This window comes from Reichenbachiella sp. MSK19-1 (genome assembly GCF_003590315.1).
GTDB classification, from domain to species: domain Bacteria; phylum Bacteroidota; class Bacteroidia; order Cytophagales; family Cyclobacteriaceae; genus Reichenbachiella; species Reichenbachiella agariperforans.
On sequence record NZ_MIER01000002.1, the window covers coordinates 1,622,532 to 1,639,492 of the forward strand.

Genomic DNA, 16,961 nt, shown 5'->3' on the forward strand with positions numbered 1-16,961 from the left:
TACTCCGTCTAATTATTCTCCGAGATATTCGCTCAGGTTCTTCTCTGATCGAAACAAGAGATCGGAAGACTGTAGCAGTTTGTTGCGCGTATGCACATCGAGTGGTGCGGTCTCTATAAAATCACGAACCGTCTGTACTGCCGTAGCAGAGTTGTAACCATATAAGGTCTGATCTAGCCATCGTTTCGTAAAGAAAATATCTCCAGTCTGCTGTAGTTCCGCCAGCAGTTGCAGCGATGGTGCGATCATAGCCACAGACGCTTCGTTTCGTATCGGGTGATGCAAGTAGTACAAGGCAGAAATCACCCAAGGTTCATTTTTACGATTGGCTGGTTTTTTGAGTCCTTCGAAAAAAGACATCCTAACCGCCGAGTCATGCGACACAGCTGGCCGGATAAACTGTAGTCGTTTGATCCTATCCTCATTGTCCATGCGATCGATCTGCCAATCGATATATGACTCATCCTCTGCTGTCCCTTTGAGCGCAATATTGAGGGCAAGACTCTCGAACTGACGGCTGGAAAGCATGATCCCATCGGGCAGCCCTTCACTTTCCCAAAACTGTTTCATGCGATCTACAGCTTCTGGCGAAGACGCCATACGTATATAGGCATTGAACAGCGATGTCTTCACTTGCACATCCTCTACCGCATCTAGTTTTGCGAGTAGTGTAGATTCGATCTGCGCCACATTATCAGCACGCATCGATCCGTTAAAAAACTGGTCATATACCTGCTCTAGATTGGACAGTAGATACGCTATAATTATCTCATTCTTTTCCTCTCTGAGATAGTTCTGTAGGAAATAAAAATACAACTGTGGGTGAAAACCTTCTTGGAGTAGATACTCATGAAGATTGATGTAGGCAGCCCCACGAGTCAAGTCATCTTCATAACGAGACAGATCTACCCTGGCACGATTAAACAGAAATTCGCCCTTGATATAACCTAACCCATGGGTAAACACGCCATAACCTTGACCACCAGCATTGAGCAATATCATGCGACTATCTTCTACAGTAGCATTGATTGGCAATACGGTATGTATCTTATCTAACGTCAAATTCTCTTTCACAAACCCAACCTCATCCGAGAACATGATATCCGAATACTGCGGCCAGACTCGGCCTTCACCTTTCGGATCATGCTGTATGATATCAAACTCATTGACCGCCTCACTGCGCACTTCTTTGAGCTCAAAGAATGGCATCCCCGTCTGGTAAACCCACGCTTGATTGAAAGCAGACAGATCCTCTCCCGATACCCGCTGTAGGATAGTCATTAGATCCTCCCAGTCCGCGTTGCTGTAAGAAAAACTATCCAGATAGTCCGTCAGTGCGGACTGCAAGACGCGTTCCCCCACACGCTGCTCCAACTGCCGCATCATGATAGGTGCCTTGTCATAGATGATGTTGCTGTACATATTCGCTGCCTGATTGAGATTAGCCAATGGCTGTCTGATCGGTACAGTACCCGCAGTGCGGTCTACAGCGTAGGCACTAGGATAATGATCGTAGAGAAAAACTAGATCATCATTAACCTCAGGGTACAGTTGAGCCACGATCTTGTCTGCCATAAAACTGGCAAAAACCTCTTTCATCCATACATCGTCGAACCAAGTCATGGTCACATAGTTGCCAAACCACATATGCGCGGTCTCGTGTGCTATCAGTGCTGCACGTCTGCGTTCTGCCTCTGCGGTAGCAGAAGATTCGAGCATGAGCAAAGAGGCCTTGTAGTCAATCACACCTGGATGCTCCATTCCCCCAAACTGAAAACCCGGAATGAGGGATACCCCAAACTTGTGGAAAGGGTAAGCAATCCCCGTATAAGACTCCAGCCACGCCAAAGACTGAACGTGCAACCGAAGTATCTCATCCAAGTTCGTCTCCAACATACTGTCTATGGGCTCGCGATGCATGACTTCCATGGAGAATGTGCCATTTGATAAAACCCGCTTGTCAAAATCCCCCACGACAAAAGCAAACAAATAGGTACTAATAGCCTCTGTCTTTTCAAAAACTACCTTTACCTGATCGCCATGAACCGTTTCTTCCTTGACTTTGGCGTTAGCCATACTTGACCATCCTGATGGATAATCGAGCGAAAGGCTAAACGTACTTTTTAGATTCGGCTGATCAAAACATGGAAAAGCACTTGACGCTTTGTTGGGTACGAACAGCGTGTACATGTAGTCTTCTGTCCGATTGAGGGCTTCCGCTCCTGCGACAAAATCAATTTCTATTGAGTTATAGCCTGACTTTAGTTGATCACTTGGGATGAAAAGGTGCTCATTTTCTTCATAAACCTCTTCGGTCTCACCATTAACGATCCATTTGGTGATGTGCTGTTTCCCCTCCGTAAAATCCAATATCAAGTCCTTTGGTGTTTTGATTTTGAAGGAAAGAGTTGCTTGACCGAGTACAACCTCATTTTGATCTTTTGGGATGGTAAAATGCAAATCGTAATGAATGGATTTGATCCACTTCGCACGATCATCTGCCAGTTCCTTGGACACACCTGGCGCCAACGTCCTCTTGGGTCGCTCAGAACACGACACCCCTACCATAGCACCTAACCACAACCAAAAAAGAATTGACCTCATATCGATAGTATTATTTACCACTAAACTACACATGAGACAGGACTTCTGGTCTCATCCGATTCTTAAAAGATTGCGTTTGGTAAAAATAGAAAAACCTCTATTCAGCTATCTAGCTGAATGAGAGACTGCTTTAAAAGACACGATAAAGGCCGTACCTTCTCCTAATGTCGATTCGCAGCGAAGGTTACCCTCTAAGAGTCCTATGTATTTGCTGACGATAGATAGGCCGAGTCCATTGGACTGTTCTCCTCCCGTAGCTTTAGCAGTCAATACCTGAAATTTATGAAACATTTTAACCTGGTCTGCCTCAGAGATACCAGGCCCTTCATCTCGTATACTGATTTCTATGTCTTCCCCTACTCGGTTCGTACTGATATAAATGCTCTTTTTAAGAGGAGAAAACTTGATGGCATTGGATAACAAATTGTCAAACACATGGAAAACAAACTCATCCAACCCCATAATGTAGGTACCTTCCTCCAAATCTGTCTCTATCGAAATACTCTTTGCCGCTGCTGCTGAAGAAAAATTCTTTGCTATCTCTGCGAGCAGCTTACCAAGGTCTACGGGCTGGTATTCGTCTATTGTGCGAGACTCTATCTTTTCGATATCCAATATCCGTGTCACCATGTCACTCAGACGCTGTGACTCGGTCGTGATGTGGTGTAGCATCTTGGTTTCTCCTTCTTCTAGTTTCAGGTCAGCGCTCAAGATCTTTGAGATGCTGTTGATGTTATTGATGGGAGCACGGAGGTCATGCGATAGGATGTGAATGAAATTATTTTTGTCCTGATTCACAGCGATGAGTTCTTCGTTTTGCTTTTCGATCATTTCTTGATGTTCGAGGAGCTGTTTATTCGCTTTGGATTTGATCCAACTCCGGTTGAATAAGAAGAAGGCAATAACCACCGCAAAAGCAATGATAACCAGCATGAGGTTTTTGACACGGGTCTGACGCTCTACCTCCTGGCGATTTAGTTCTAGTTCCTCGTCCATGAACATTTTTTCCTGCATCAGGAGGACGACTTCTTCGTCTTGATGGTTCGAGAGATTCTTGATGAATGCATTGAACTCCGAGCCGAAGTAGCGCTGTACGCTACCCTTCTTGATACGCGCAAATTCAGGGCTTGCCAGGTACTCATTGAAGGGGGCATCCCAGTCCGAGTTATGATTAAAAACCACGCCCAACCCATGCCCTTTCATGGCAAAAGCATTGAGCCGTTTGATAGGCCAGTTCTGATCTAGCGCCAAAAGATACCGCGTCAGGTCGCTATACCCAAAACTCCTAGGCGTAGCGGCCACTTCTTGGATGATCTGTGTACTCTTATCTATGTACTTCAACTCGAACCCGAACTGATTAGCTTCTTTGATCCGTTTCAGGTTCTGATCATAAGTCGTACCGAGTACAGAGATCGCTGTATAATCGCTGTATGGATTGCTAAAATCCTCCTCATGCAGGACTGTAGGGTTGGTCCTATGAGTCACCAAAACCTGAAAATCAGGAAAGTAGGGATTGGAGAATTTAACATTCCGCTCACGATCAGCAGTCCATGAGATGATGTCCAGACCTATGTCACCCGCATTCTCTTCATTCTGTATTTGCCCGAATATCTCGGCGAGGGTTTGCCACTCGTGCCACTTGTATTGAATTTTTACGCCGTATTTTTTGGACAAGAAACGCTGAAACCCAATCATCATCTCATACTCCAGCCCTTCTAAGACACCATCGTTAGAGAGCAGAAAAGGCTCATTGAGTTTGTACTGTATTGTAATGACACCCCCTTTGTTTTGCTGCGCCTGCTGCCATGTCAAGTCACTTGCTTGCGCGCTTGCCAAAAACGAAAACAGTACCACTATCAACCAAAACCGCAAGAAAAAAGTCCTTTTCATAATTCCAGTTTGATAAAAAGTAACGGTGTAAACTTAGCCAAAACAAAACACATCTCATGATGACCGGTTTATCTCCCAACCAAAACAAATGGTGCCCAATAGTAAGGTGCTGAAAAATCGTCTGAACCAATCATTTTCAATTTGGCTTTTCTCAAATCATCACTATACCCTTCCTGATCCGAATGATACAAGTGGTTTTGATAAAAGGAAATCATCATATCTGAGGTAGATTGATCATTGACCTGCCATAGTGAGACCATGAGATTTTTAGCACCTGCGTACTTAAGCGCACGACTCAGACCTATCACGCCCTCTCCCTTCGAAATCTTACCTAACCCCGTCTCACAAGCTGACAGGGACACGAGCCCTGCATTGAGTTTGAGATTATATATTTCGCTACAGTACAGTCTACCATCGCTGCTAGCAGTCGAATGCATATAGATTCGTGACTGATCTGGATTGGACTCGTTAACTACCCCATGCGTAGCAAAGTGTAGATAGTGGTAGCTAGACAGATCGCCTACCAAAACTTCCTTGGATGCATCAGCCCTTACCGCCATATTTACCTCTACATCATTCCCTCCAAAAAGGTATTTGATCTCATTCACTTCGTCCATAGTCGCAGGCAGGTCTGACATTCCATCCAAACGATCAAAATCCACTGGCGCAATCAATAGCACTTGCCGGTTGGTAGCCGTCGGTTGACTGGATATATTACTGAGGTATAGCGTGGCACTATAGTCATAGTTCACCGCTGCTTGCTCTATCAAATATCGGTTCCCATCACGATCAGACTTTACTAAGCTCTCGAATGGAATCGTCGACAACACTCCGTCAGGCAATATGGTCAACGTATGCAACGGGTCTATCCCAGACGGTATCAAGGTCTCGTACATTTGTTGGGATATATCCATGAACTCTTCCTGCATCTGGTATTTGATGGCGTTTCTCATACCTATGACTTTACCACTCCAATTTTGCCCTATTTCGACCTCCGTCAATATTGACTTTCGGTGCGTCACCAAGAATATGTAGATTTTATCCTTTGCTGTAAAGTAAGACAATACACCTTCTCCTTCGGCCAAACTAACTTGCAACTCTGACAAAGTCGCTAGATGCGTATCATATTTCAATTTGAAATACTCAGGGTGTTTTTCTTCCAACAAAGACACAAAATCTCTCAATGCTGACTCATAGGTAAAGAGTTGATTTTGAAACTCGCTCCGCTGCACATCTGAAATATCCTGCAACATCATCTGCTCCAGCATATCAATCTCCGTTTTCAGGCTGTCTTCAGTAGCAAGATCCTCATCCGAAATACCGGCAAAGTGTTTGGCCTTCGTCTCCGTAATCGCCTCTAGCAACACAGCCGCTTTACTTCTCTCCATGAAATCAAAAGCGATATCCAGGTAATGCTTGCGCTGAAAAGTCCGCTCGCTGAGGTACTTGGAGACACTGATCCCGTTTTCATAGACATCTGCGGCAATAGCCGCCAGACGGAGCTTGTCCTGCTCATTGATGCGCTGCTGACGAATCTTACCGATCAACTCGTCACAGCGCAGGTAACTATCCAGTGCGCCGTTGATATCTCTCAGCTTTAGCGACTTCTCAAAATGTAGCGCCTCTAAAGCCTGTGCTTTGGATTGTAGAGAGGACAATAAGATTTCTGCGTGGTAGTAATTTTTAACCTCTGGCACATCATACAAGTCCTCATACTGCTGATCGTAGAGGTTGGCATAGATCGATTGTTGATAGTAGCTCGCTGCTTGCTGGTAATCCTTTCGTTCTTGGTACAGCTGCCCGATCAAAAAATAGGTATTGGCCACATCTGGATGCTTCTCTCCGTGTAGCGACTTATACATTGCCAAAGCTTCTTCTTGATAGGTCAATGCCTCATCATAGGCGCCCTTCAATTTGAGAATACGCCCCCTACTACTCAGTGCAAACGCCTTATTGGGATGATCCCCAGCGTACAGTTTCGTCCACATACTATCCAGCCTATCCAAATAATGCAAAGCATCTTGATAGTTGCCCAACCCCACTTCGGCAAAGGCCAAATTGATATAACACACACCTATCTTTTGACGGTTTTGATCTACATCTGACTGATAGTACCTCAAGGCACGATTGAGATAAATCATACTTTGACGTGGTTCATCCTTGATATAAACGAGACCTATATTGTTGTTAGAGTCTCCTAACAGTCCATCAGGAGCACCGAGCTGCTTTCGCATCCCAAAAGCTCTCTCATGATACTGCAGTGCTAAGTCATCGTTTCCATTGTTCCAGTACGCTATCGCCATGCTTTCATAGCACTCGGCTTTATCCAATGTAGCGTCAGAGATATTCGGTTCAGCTAGAAGTAGTTGTTCCAGAGCAAGGTCGTTTCGCCCCACATGTAGGAGCGCACTGCCCATCAGTAAGCGTGTCTGCCCTACCAACTCACTTGTGTCTTGCAGGTATCCGTGGGCAAACTCCAAGATACGCTCTGCTTCTTGAATAGACACGTCGATATGGCCTAATGCTAGTTCACAGGTCGATATCTTGAGCCGAGATACTGCATAAGAATTCCATTGTTTGTTTTCCCAAAACTGATCCGCCAACTCAGCATACATCTGATGAGCCTCCAGATACTGTGATGACTCTAGCAGTTGATTGGCTTTTGCCATATCCTGTGCATGTCCAGTCCATACCATTGTCCCAAATAGTATTATCAAGACGAACGCTTTAAAATCTATACACATAGCTCAGACTGGTTACATAATTTCTGGTCAATCCATCTGGATTAACTTTTCGATCCGTTATTTTCTTTCCATACAAAAACTTAACCCCACTGTTGACATTAAAACTATAGCCTGCCCCTAGCAATGCCGTCAAAGCCAGTCCAGTTGTGCCATCTAGCTTCACGCGCTGGTCAATGTCGAAATCGTACACTTCGTCTTTAGTAATTCGATATATTGGTAGTAGCCCCACATTGAAGTTGAAATTCGTGAAACGAAAATTTCTCTCCACTCTCAGCATCACGTCTGTTCCTCTTTTGAGATTATTAGCTAGTGGATACTCAAATATATAAGGGTCAGGTTCAGCGTGCGGCTGCCCATTAGGGTATCCAAGCCACTGTCCCCACCTGAAGTCATTTTGATTTTGCGTGAGGGCTATCTGAATACCTGTTGCGAAAAGCCATTTTTCGTTGATCCAAGCCCCCCCAGCAATGAAGTCGTAAGAACCCAAACTGGTTTGATAATACATCGGCAAATCCTGACCCTCTGACAAGAATTCATTGTTTTGCTTTTCGATATCTGAATGATTTGAAGGAATCTTGGTACCAACAGTTGCACTAAGGACACCTTTTTTTGTCTCTAGCAAATTTCGAGTTAAACTCAGAGATATGTCTCCTAAGCCTCCAGTGTCTCCTAGATTACCCGTCACAGTCTGGTAGGGCACTTTGGCTTGTACAAACAGTTTATTGGTGATAGAAAAAGTCATATCAGCCGTCAATACATAGACCACTGGAGACAATGTCGTCGTGCCACGATAGGCATTGATCTCTACCGACCGGAGTTTAACGTCTACTTTTTCACTATAATATTGGTCAGGCTTCATGGCTCCCATGGTGCAAAACCCTGCATCACTACAACCTTGTCCTAGCATATCAGACCACGTCGCTACTAGTAAGAGTAGCACTAAATAGGATATTCTTAGTTTTTTCAATGAGTTTGGAGTTATATTGATTTTGAATCGTAAATTAATGACTTAACGATTCAGAATAGAATTATTACAAATAATCTAGCACTAAACGAAAAAACCGAAGTTTACACATCGGTTCATTTCATTCCTTCACAACAGAAGGGAGCACATAATTCAAACGGCTACTTTTTCAAAGTAGCAACTTCTTGCTCAGTCATAGGTCGCATATACTTTTCTTTCACCTTGCCTTCACGGTTCCCGTGCCACTCACGCACCCAATAGGTCTTCCTCGACAAATGCCCGTGGATCACAGCCTCTACTTGTGCACCATCTTTTTTGGTGATCATCACATGCTGATGTATGTGAAAGGCATGCTTTTCAGACACATCTCCTGATTTTACCTGTTCTTTACTCTTTTTCGTTTTGCCATCCTCCTGACACAAGGCTGTAAAACAAATAAACAAACTGAAAACAGAAAGTAATAAAATTCTCTTGTACATAGCTATTGATTAATTGGTTGAAGTATCTAACTTATTATCAACAAATCTAAGGCAGAGGCATCATGCAAACAATTCTCATAGTGCAAATAATTATAAAAATCACCATACTAAACTCAGGCTAACTTGTAGAGCATAGCCATTCCCCACTTCCGAAATTTAAATAAGAATATTAACCTACGACTTGTAGATATATCAAACGCATGCTTAAATTGCACGCATGGAGAATTTCGTAGTATCGGCAAGGAAATATAGACCTCTGGGCTTTGATGAAGTGGTAGGACAAAGCCACATTACGACGACTCTAAAGAATGCCATTGACAACAATCACTTGGCTCAGGCACTGCTTTTCTGCGGACCTAGAGGAGTAGGTAAAACCACTTGTGCGCGTATTTTAGCGAGAATGGTCAACAAATTCGATGACCAACAAGGAGGTGAACAAGTCAACGCACTCAACATCTACGAACTCGATGCTGCCTCTAACAACTCGGTAGAGGACATCCGAAACCTGATCGATCAGGTACGTTACCCTCCTCAGCAAGGTTCCTTTAAAGTCTATATCATAGATGAGGTTCACATGCTCTCGAATCAGGCTTTCAATGCTTTCTTGAAAACCCTCGAAGAACCACCTTCTTATGCGATTTTCATCCTAGCGACGACCGAAAAACATAAGGTCATCCCTACTATATTATCTAGATGTCAAATATTTGATTTCAACAGAATTGAAATAGATGACATTACCTATCAGCTCAAAAAAATAGCTGAGAGCGAAAACATTGACGTAGAGGACGAAGCGCTACATCTCATTGCTCAAAAGGCTGATGGTGCGCTCAGAGATGCACTATCCATCTTTGACCTGATTGTAACATTTTCATCAGGTAACAAAGTTACCTACCAAGACACAATCAAGAATCTTCATATTCTTGACTATGATTACTTTTTTAAACTGACCGAAAATCTATACGCTGAGAATGTATCTTCATCACTACTGATCTATGACGAGATTCTAAGAAATGGTTTTGATGGGCACAACTTCCTCGTAGGTCTGACGGAACATTTTAGAAACCTCATGGTCTGCAAAGACCCTGAAACGGTGAAGCTACTCAACGTATCAAAAAGCATAGAACAAAAATACATCGAGCAGGCAAAGGCAGTGAACCTGTCCTTCCTCATGTCTGGCCTCAACATACTGAACCAAGCAGATTTACAGTATAAGTCTAGCAAAAATCAGAGGTTACATGTAGAGTTAGCCATCATGAAATTAGGCTACCTCAAACAAGCTTTTCAGTTATCTACAGGCACAGAGCCCGTAAAAAAAAAATTAGCGACGGCATAAGCGCAGAAGCTTCTACCAAAAGTACTTCAACAGCTTCACCTTCATCAACTCTAGGGTCCACACCATCGGCAGACTCCTCCGAGCGTAAAAAGCCACAATCAGAGAAGCTAACTCCGCCAGAAAAACCACAGACCAAGGCCAAAGAAACGCCTAGTCTGAAAAATATTTTCAACAAACCAAAGGCAGAAGAGATTTCTAATCAAACCAAAGAAGAGGCTCCCGTAGTTGTTGAATCTCGTCCAGTCACGAAAGATGATATTGTCAGAAAAATAACTGAGTATGTAGAAAAATTCTCTCCATCAGTCTCTGTCAAAAACGTACTTAAACGTCCTTTTCAGCTAAATGAACTCACCATTGAGTATCCTATCTCTAACCGTGTGGAGGCTACTATGGTGCAAAATGTAGAAGTAGAGATGTTAGAGTTCCTAAGAAAGGAATTAAAAAATTCTATGATACAGGTCAGCTACAAGTTCTCTGAAAATCAGGAAGATCGAAAACCATACACCAGTACTGAGATCTTCGCTGTGATGGCTAAGAAAAACCCTAGCCTACTTAAACTGAGAGATGATCTAGGGCTAGATACAGAGTTTTAAACACCATGATCTCCTGTAGTCTCGTTCTACTTATTCCTTTTGAATAGCTTTTTCAATTTCTTAAAGACTCCTTTATCCTCTTCTTCTTTGCTTTCTTCTTGATCATAGTCATCACTCGGTTCCTCTTGATCATAGCTTTTCTCTTTGGGTTTCCCGTCTTTACTAAATAAGCCCTGAAAGAAATTTTCTTCCTCTACCCCTACACAGTCCAAGTCTTCCATGACCTCTTGATCGGGTGTCTCAAATCGGGCTTGTGTGATAGAACGATAATCTTGGTCGGCATTCAGCTTTTGATAGAATAATCCGAATATAGGTAGTGCCGAATTAGCGCCCTGACCGTAACGGGTATCCTTGAAATACAGACCAGGGTTGTCTGCCCCTACCCAACTAACAGTGACTAAATTAGGCGTCAGCCCGACGAACCAACCATCTCTATTGGATTGAGTCGTACCTGTTTTTCCAGCTATATCATTGTCGAGTTTATATTTCCATCTCAACCGACTTCCTGTCCCTCCTGCTTCAGTCACTGCCTGAAGGAGTTCCTGCATGATCTGGTAAGTATACTCACTGATTACTTGCTCTTTTGGCCTTGGCTTTTCTCTAGTGTATATATCTTCTCCATCAGCATCTACTATTGAGGCTATCATATAAGCCTCCTGTCCTCGACCCTGATTCACAAAGACACAGTATGCCTCTGCCAGCTCCGTCATACTAAGCTCGGCTGTCCCTAGAGCCAGTGATGGAACTCGAGGTAGATGACTATGAATGCCTGCGTCTTTGGCCAGATCCATCACACGATCCACCCCTGCCTTCTCCATCATCTTCACTGCGACTGTGTTGATAGAGCGGGTCAGAGCAGCTTGCATAGACAGGTATTTATCATCATACTCATCTGTTCCATTGCTGGGTGTCCAGTTTTCGAAATTGGTATATGTTATCGTCTTACCTGAGATATGGTCACATGGGTCTACTCCACTTTCCAATGCAGCGGCATAAACGAAAGGCTTGAAAGTTGATCCTACTTGTCGTTTGCTTTGGTTGACATGATCATATTTGTAGTAGTTATGATTGACACCTCCTATCCATACCTGTATAGCTCCTGTAGTAGGCTCTAAAGCCAGAAAGCCTGCATTGAGCAATTTGACATAGTGCTTCAGGCTATCAATCGTACTAGCATTCATGAGAGCTTCCTCATCTTGATCCCAATCAAACCAAGGCATATCGGACTTAACAGACATAGAATCAAGACTCTCCTGATGTGTATAACCAGCTACCTTCAAGTGTTTGTAGACAGGACTCTGTATGATGAGGTTGTTTATAAAGTTACGGTCACTTTTCCATGGTGCCATTTCTCCCCAGTTATTTTCAAAACTACGTTGTATGGTTGGCATATGCTCTCTTAAGGCCTCTTCAGCCTTTCTCTGCATACCTAGGTCTAGCGTAGTATATATTTTAAGTCCATCCGTATATAGGTTATATTGAGACTCATCACCTTTTACGTGTTTGGAAAGAAGTTTTTTGGCTTTAAGGCGTACTTGCTCTAGAAAGTATGGTGCAGTAGCATCAGCAGTTCGCACTTTGGTATATTGCAGTGCTGTTGGGGTTTCTTTGATCTCATCGTACCGTTCCTTTGTCAGGTAATCATATTTAACCATTTGATACAAAACCACATTTCTTCTGGACTGACTTTTCTCAGGGTGGATTCTCGGGTTATAGGTATTAGTAGCTTTGAGTGAACCAATAAGTGATGCTGACTCGCCTAAACCCAATGCAGATACAGGCTTGCTATAGAACTTCCTCGCCGCTGACTCTATGCCATATGCATTGTCTGGGAAAGAAACTGTATTAAGATAGAGAGTGATGATGTCCTCTTTGGAATAAATTTTCTCTAAGCGCTGTGCGGTGATCGCCTCTTTGATTTTAGCAATTGCTAAACCAAGCTTTCCATTTTTCTCTCTGGGGAAAAGGTTCTTAGCCAACTGCTGTGAAATGGTACTGCCCCCACCCGAAGAGCGATCACCAAGAATAAGCGTCTTCACCAAAACACGCCCCATACTGAGATAATCTATCCCAGAATGAGAATAAAATCGAGCATCCTCCGTCGCGACGAGTCCTTGTACGAGGTGCTCTGGCAGATCATCAAAAGAGATAGAAGTACGATCGAATAAATAAAACTTACCTATGATCTGCTCGTGCTTATCATAAACAATGGTAGACTGACTGTTGGAGATGTTTTCTAGCGTCTTTTGATTGGGGAGTGCACCCCACATTCCTAAGTAGATACTGGTAATGAACAGGGCAAAAATAGACACGCCGACAACCATCAGCTTTACACCAAAACGGATCAGCTTTTTACCCCATGTTCTTCCCTCTACTTCTTTCTTCTTAGCCATAAAATTTGTGCACAAAAAAACCCTGACGCAATGTATGCAATCAGGGTTTCTCTAAATATTGTTATTTCTTACTGAGCCGCTTCTAAAGCGTCAACTTTGTCTAGGATAGCTTCCGCCTTATCCATCATTTTCAACTGTGTGTACATCTGCTGCAACGCTTTCAAGCCGTCGATATCATCTGGCTTAATGCTAATTGCTTTTTCCATGTATGGCAATCCTTGCTTCAAAATAGCATCTGCCTTTTTGATTTTAGCAGGACCATATTTGTCATAGCTTTTAAGATCCATGTCTCTTACTTCGTCATAGTATCCTTTCGCCATGTTGACATAAATCACACCAGCATTGAAGTTAGCGATATAGTTATCTGGATCGATCTTGATCGCATTCAAGTAGCTTTCTTTAGCCTTTTCAAAACTAGCATCAGCTTCTGTTTGCTTGTCTTCACTTGCCTGCGCAGAACCTAAGTTATCATACAATACACCTAGATTCAAATGTAAATTAATGTTGTTTGGATCTTCTTCGATCGCTTTGAGCAATTGTGCTTCCGCTTCATCTAGTTTGTCCATTGACAACAACAAGCTGATTTCTTCTTGTCCGAATCTACTGTCCGTTGGGAATTTCTCTTGCGCTGCTCTCGTTACTTCGAGTGCCTTCTCTGAGTTTTCTGATTGTCTCTCATAAAAGATAACAGAAGAGTAGATGTCTTCATTGGCGATATCCAGTTCGATCATTTTGTAGTAGTAAGCCAAAGTCTTTTCAACTTTACCACCTTGCTGTGCTGCTACACCCGCATAAAACAATGTCGTAGAATCTTCGCTCTTTACTTCCAATGCTTTCTCAAATTGATTTAAAGCTAGGTCATAATTTTCTTCCCCATATGCAGTACCACCAGCATTTAAGAAGTTGCCCCACATTTGATCCAAGTTAGTCGTAGCGATCAAGTAGTATGAGCTATTCTCTTTCTCCATAGACAAAGTCTTGTTGTATGCCTCTACAGCTTTTGCTAGAGCCTCTTTATCAATCGATTTGTTTGATTCATCTTCACTTGTAGCAATGGCTTGGTATATTTTACCTCTAGTAAACCAAGTTTTTGACTTCCCAGCATTTTTTTCAATAGTAATTGCCACATCAATCTCTGCCTTTGCAGACACCAATTCGCCTTTGGTCAGATAAGAATCCGCCTTGGTCACCGATCCTTTCTGCGCGAAAGAAATGGTACTCATCATGATAGCAATAGCTAATACAAGTATTCTTTTAGTGTTCATAATTTCCAATTGTTTGCGTAATGGATTTTTGGATAATCCTGTCTTAATTGTTTATTGATTGTTATCTGTTTCTTCTTCTGAAGAACTATCTGTAGCGTCTGGATTTTCGGAGCTATTTTCAGGAGTATCTTCTCCTTTCATCTCTTCGACCTCATCGCTTTCTATTCTTTCGATTTTTTCGACAGATGATATCGCATCATTGTCACCTAGTTTGATCAATCTAACTCCCTGCGTCGCACGTCCCATGACACGTAGTGTGTCCACGGCCATACGAATCGTGATACCAGATCGGTTGATAATCATCAAGTCATCTGTATCGATGACCTCCTTAATAGCAACAAGTGCGCCAGTCTTTTCGGTGACGTTCATTGCTTTCACTCCTTTACCGCCTCTTTTAGTGATCCTATAAGCGTCGATCTCTGAGCGCTTACCATATCCTTTTTCAGATACAACAAGTAGGTTTGCATCTTCACGAACGATACACACCATACCCACTACATAGTCATCTGCACCTTCTAATGCCACACCTCTAACACCAGAGGCCGTTCGTCCCATAGATCGTACATCTGCCTCATGGAAGTGAATTGCTCTACCAGACTTTTTGGCAATCACGATATGATTGTCGCCATTGGTCAAGCTTACATTAAGCAACTTATCTCCTTCGTGGATACTAATGGCATTGATACCATTTTGTCTTGGTCTTGAGTATGCTTCTAAAGCGGTTTTCTTTATTGTACCTTTTTTGGTACACATTACGATAAAGTTGTTTTTGATATAGTCTTCATCGCTGAGTGTCTTCACGTTGATCACCGAACGGACTCTATCGTCTGGTTCGATATTGATCAAGTTTTGGATGGCACGACCTTTTGTCGCTTTACCTCCTTCTGGGATTTCCCAAACTTTCTTCCAGTAGACCTTACCAAACTCTGTAAAAATCAACAAGTAGTTGTGTGCAGTCGCCACAAAAAGGTGCTCTGTAAAGTCATCCGTTTTGGTCGCAGCACCTCTTGATCCTACTCCACCTCGACCTTGGGTCTTGTACTCTGTAAGTGCAGTTCTTTTGATATAGCCCTCATGGGAGATCGTGATGACCATCTCATCGTCAGGGATCATGTCTTCAGCCGTGAAGTCGTCCGCAGCGTGCTCTATATCAGATCTTCTTTCATCACCATACTTATCCTTAATTTCGAGGAGTTCCGTTTTGATGATGTCCATTCTCATATCTTCACTCGCCAAAATAGCATTCAAGTGATCGATGAGTTCTTTGATTTCGTCGTATTCTTTCTGAATCTTCTCTCTCTCCAGACCTGTGAGACGCTGTAGTCTCATTTCCAGAATCGCTTTTGCCTGAATCTCAGACAGACCGAAATTCTCCATCAAGCCAGTTTTAGCAATCTCGGGATCCCTAGAGTTTCTGATCAAGCTGATCACTTCATCGAGATTATCCAAAGCAATCAAATATCCTTCTAAGATATGTGCTCTTTTCTCTGCCTCTTCTAGCTCGTACTGCGTACGTCTAATGACTACCTCGTGCCTGTGTTCTACAAAATGAACAATGAGGTCTTTCAAGTTCAACGTATGCGGACGCCCCTTGACCAGTGCCACATTGTTGATTCCGAAAGAGGATTGTAATTGCGTGTATTTATATAGGTTGTTGAGAACAATGTTAGGGATTGCATCTTTTTTGATGTCGTACACGATACGCATACCATCTCTATCTGACTCGTCACGTATATCGCTAATACCTTCCAGTTTCTTATCATTGATCAAAGCAGCAGTCTTTTCGATCATGTTTGCTTTATTGACCTGATAAGGAATCTCATGGACGATGATCTGCTCTCTACCTGTCTTAGTCACTTCGAAAGTAGCCTTGGCACGTAGTACGACACGACCTCTACCCGTTTCATATCCTGACCTAACTCCCTGGTAACCATAGATAGTTGCCCCTGTCGGGAAATCTGGCGCAGTGATATGCTGCATCAGCTCTGGGATATCAATTTCTTTGTTATCAATGTATGCCACGATACCATTAACCACCTCGGTTAGGTTGTGAGGTGCCATATTAGTAGCCATACCTACTGCGATACCAGAAGTACCGTTGACCAATAGGTTAGGGAATTTGGCAGGTAACACAGAAGGTTCCTTCAGTGAATCATCAAAGTTAGGTTGGAAATCTACCGTACGTTTGTTGATATCCGTCAACAACTCTTCCGCCATTCTTTTGAGACGCGCCTCTGTGTAACGCATCGCAGCAGGTGAATCACCATCCACAGACCCAAAGTTACCCTGACCATCTACCAGCGGATATCTAAGCGACCAATGCTGCGCCATACGCACCATCGTATCGTATACAGATGAGTCACCATGTGGATGGTACTTACCGAGTACCTCCCCGACTATTCTTGCTGATTTCTTATATGCTCTATTGTGTAGTACCCCTAAATCTAACATCCCATATAGTACGCGTCTGTGTACGGGTTTCAAACCGTCACGCACATCTGGCAATGCTCTGGATATAATAACTGACATTGAATAATCAATGTAAGCACCACGCATTTCATCCTCGATATTGATAGGAATAATATGCTGATCCCCTATAGGAAAGTCTTCGTTATCTTCTGCCATAAATAGTTAATTGAAAACGCATTTTTCAAGCCTGCAATTTAACTAAAATAGGGGCGAAATAGCAATATTTT

Annotated in this window: 10 protein-coding genes; 2 read left to right on the forward strand and 8 right to left on the reverse strand. The window is 43.0% G+C overall.

Features of this window, described 5'->3' with window-relative positions; genetic code table 11:
- Positions 1-12 precede the first annotated feature (12 nt).
- The 5 genes from BGP76_RS06565 to BGP76_RS06585 form a co-directional block, all read right to left on the reverse strand.
- Positions 13-2,604, reverse strand: coding sequence for a M1 family aminopeptidase (locus BGP76_RS06565; RefSeq protein ID WP_158584107.1), 2,592 nt, complete (start codon positions 2,602-2,604; stop codon positions 13-15).
- Positions 2,605-2,709: 105 nt separating this feature from the next.
- Positions 2,710-4,494 (reverse strand): ATP-binding protein, encoded by a 1,785-nt coding sequence (locus tag BGP76_RS06570; protein ID WP_119844045.1) that lies wholly within the window; start codon positions 4,492-4,494, stop codon positions 2,710-2,712.
- 68 nt (positions 4,495-4,562) lie between these two features.
- On the reverse strand, positions 4,563-7,211 hold the full coding sequence (locus BGP76_RS06575; protein WP_158584109.1) for a CHAT domain-containing protein: 2,649 nt from the start codon (positions 7,209-7,211) through the stop codon (positions 4,563-4,565).
- Between the two features lie 10 nt (positions 7,212-7,221).
- The gene (locus tag BGP76_RS06580; RefSeq protein WP_147407393.1) at positions 7,222-8,205 is read right to left on the reverse strand and encodes a hypothetical protein; all 984 of its coding nucleotides are present in this window, start codon (positions 8,203-8,205) and stop codon (positions 7,222-7,224) included.
- 158 nt (positions 8,206-8,363) lie between these two features.
- Positions 8,364-8,681 (reverse strand): hypothetical protein, encoded by a 318-nt coding sequence (locus tag BGP76_RS06585; protein ID WP_147407394.1) that lies wholly within the window; start codon positions 8,679-8,681, stop codon positions 8,364-8,366.
- 217 nt (positions 8,682-8,898) lie between these two features.
- Between BGP76_RS06585 and dnaX the strand changes: the two genes are divergently transcribed.
- Positions 8,899-10,014, forward strand: a complete 1,116-nt coding sequence (gene dnaX, locus BGP76_RS06590) for a DNA polymerase III subunit gamma/tau (protein ID WP_073123084.1) — start codon at positions 8,899-8,901, stop codon at positions 10,012-10,014.
- A 413-nt stretch (positions 10,015-10,427) separates the two neighbouring features.
- Positions 10,428-10,607 carry a hypothetical protein gene (locus BGP76_RS06595; protein ID WP_216011972.1) on the forward strand — a complete coding sequence of 60 codons (180 nt, stop codon included), beginning with the start codon at positions 10,428-10,430 and terminating at the stop codon, positions 10,605-10,607.
- Positions 10,608-10,633: 26 nt separating this feature from the next.
- On the opposite strand, the gene BGP76_RS06600 is transcribed toward BGP76_RS06595, so the two are convergent.
- The 3 genes from BGP76_RS06600 to gyrA all read right to left on the reverse strand — a co-directional run bounded on the left by BGP76_RS06600 (position 10,634) and on the right by gyrA (position 16,890).
- Entirely contained in the window at positions 10,634-13,000 is a 2,367-nt protein-coding gene (locus tag BGP76_RS06600) for a penicillin-binding protein 1A (RefSeq protein ID WP_119844049.1), read from the reverse strand.
- Positions 13,001-13,068: 68 nt separating this feature from the next.
- Entirely contained in the window at positions 13,069-14,226 is a 1,158-nt protein-coding gene (locus BGP76_RS06605) for a tetratricopeptide repeat protein (protein WP_221409850.1), read from the reverse strand.
- A gap of 90 nt (positions 14,227-14,316) precedes the next feature.
- Complete coding sequence (gene gyrA, locus BGP76_RS06610) at positions 14,317-16,890, reverse strand: DNA gyrase subunit A (RefSeq protein WP_119844051.1); 2,574 nt, start codon at positions 16,888-16,890, stop codon at positions 14,317-14,319.
- Between the last annotated feature and the right edge of the window lie 71 nt (positions 16,891-16,961).

Excerpts from the sequence above, each read along its gene's own strand:
- BGP76_RS06605 (WP_221409850.1), bottom strand. The coding sequence starts at position 14,226 with ATGATGAGTACCATTTCTTTCGCGCAGAAAGGATCGGTGACCAAGGCG.
- BGP76_RS06570 (WP_119844045.1), bottom strand. The coding sequence starts at position 4,494 with ATGAAAAGGACTTTTTTCTTGCGGTTTTGGTTGATAGTGGTACTGTTT.
- BGP76_RS06600 (WP_119844049.1), bottom strand. The coding sequence starts at position 13,000 with ATGGCTAAGAAGAAAGAAGTAGAGGGAAGAACATGGGGTAAAAAGCTG.
- BGP76_RS06595 (WP_216011972.1), top strand. The coding sequence starts at position 10,428 with ATGTTAGAGTTCCTAAGAAAGGAATTAAAAAATTCTATGATACAGGTC.
- BGP76_RS06585 (WP_147407394.1), bottom strand. The coding sequence starts at position 8,681 with ATGTACAAGAGAATTTTATTACTTTCTGTTTTCAGTTTGTTTATTTGT.
- dnaX (WP_073123084.1), top strand. The coding sequence starts at position 8,899 with ATGGAGAATTTCGTAGTATCGGCAAGGAAATATAGACCTCTGGGCTTT.
- BGP76_RS06565 (WP_158584107.1), bottom strand. The coding sequence starts at position 2,604 with ATGAGGTCAATTCTTTTTTGGTTGTGGTTAGGTGCTATGGTAGGGGTG.
- gyrA (WP_119844051.1), bottom strand. The coding sequence starts at position 16,890 with ATGGCAGAAGATAACGAAGACTTTCCTATAGGGGATCAGCATATTATT.